The organism is Streptococcus cristatus, from assembly GCF_003943505.1.
GTDB classification, from domain to species: Bacteria; Bacillota; Bacilli; order Lactobacillales; family Streptococcaceae; genus Streptococcus; species Streptococcus cristatus_E.
This window is the reverse complement of the sequence record NZ_RJPS01000088.1, coordinates 1-642: the sequence shown is the minus strand read 5'-3', so window position 1 is coordinate 642 and position 642 is coordinate 1. Positions and strand designations below refer to the sequence as shown.

The following is a 642-nucleotide window of genomic DNA, read 5'->3' as shown; positions in this document are numbered from 1 at the left end:
AACAAAGGGTCTACATCTAACCTTAGACCATAGGGATAGATGCTGGCTAGATAATCAATATATTCCCGATCATCTGGATCAGAAAGCAGTCTGCGTCCCATAATCATCGCCATAAAAGGGACTTTAGCTTTCTCCATCTCAGACACCAGCTCTTCTGGAAGCAACTCGCGATCTAACTCTACCAAGGTACCTAAAGGAAGAATGGGAGACAAGAGCAAATCGGTGTAGGCTAGCCAAATCCGAAAGTCTTCCATTGACAAAATGAGCTCTGAATCTAAGTAAGTTAGAGTCACTTCCTCTTTTTCCCAATCAAGCTTCATCGTCACAGATGTACCAAGCAGACTATTATAACTATAAAAAGACTCGTTCTTGAGAAGCACCAACTGAAGTCTACGGAAAGCATCACCTTGACTGACCAANGAATGACCAACTTGCTCCAAGATAGAGCCTTTATCCTCTTCTACTCCTACTCGAGCTAAAGAAGTTTGGTATAAAGCACTTGTTTCATTCATTAGTACGCATAACCAATCAATACAGTTACACGACCTGCACCCTCAGTCTGTAAGATATGATAAAAAGGGGTATTTAGTTCTTGGTCATTCTGTTCCAATGTCCATAGTAAACGCGCATAAGCTTCTTTCG

1 pseudogene is annotated in these 642 nt (G+C 41.5%); it reads right to left on the bottom strand.

Features of this window, described 5'->3' with window-relative positions:
* Positions 1–511: 511 nt before the first annotated feature.
* Positions 512–642 (bottom strand): annotated as a pseudogene (locus tag D8792_RS11820) (DUF5085 family protein); the annotation flags it as partial.